The 232-nt window shown below is 53.9% G+C and carries 1 protein-coding gene; it reads right to left on the bottom strand.

Annotated elements, in window-relative coordinates:
* Window positions 1-232 (bottom strand): hypothetical protein (locus SB756_RS35870; RefSeq protein ID WP_410914005.1); only part of this gene is annotated, 232 nt, incomplete at both ends.

Raw genomic sequence — 232 nt, 5'->3', positions numbered from 1 at the left:
GCTGAACGCCTGATGCAGACGCTGAGTTTTCTGTACATCAAAGGAGAGCGTGGCGAAGCGTTCGGAAAGCACTTCACGCTCGGCATGGAGGCTTTCAATACGGCTTTCACGCGCAGCACGACCAAACAGCGGCACTTCCGGGAAACGTGAATAACGCCACTGACGATCGGCGATTTTCACCACTACCGCTTTTTCCAGCTCATCAACGCTGAACACGCTGTCATCGAATGAC

The sequence above is a fragment of the Pseudomonas sp. SIMBA_068 genome (assembly GCF_046534705.1).
Classification (GTDB): domain Bacteria; phylum Pseudomonadota; class Gammaproteobacteria; order Pseudomonadales; family Pseudomonadaceae; genus Aquipseudomonas; species Aquipseudomonas putida.
This window is presented reverse-complemented; position numbering and strand designations above follow the sequence as displayed.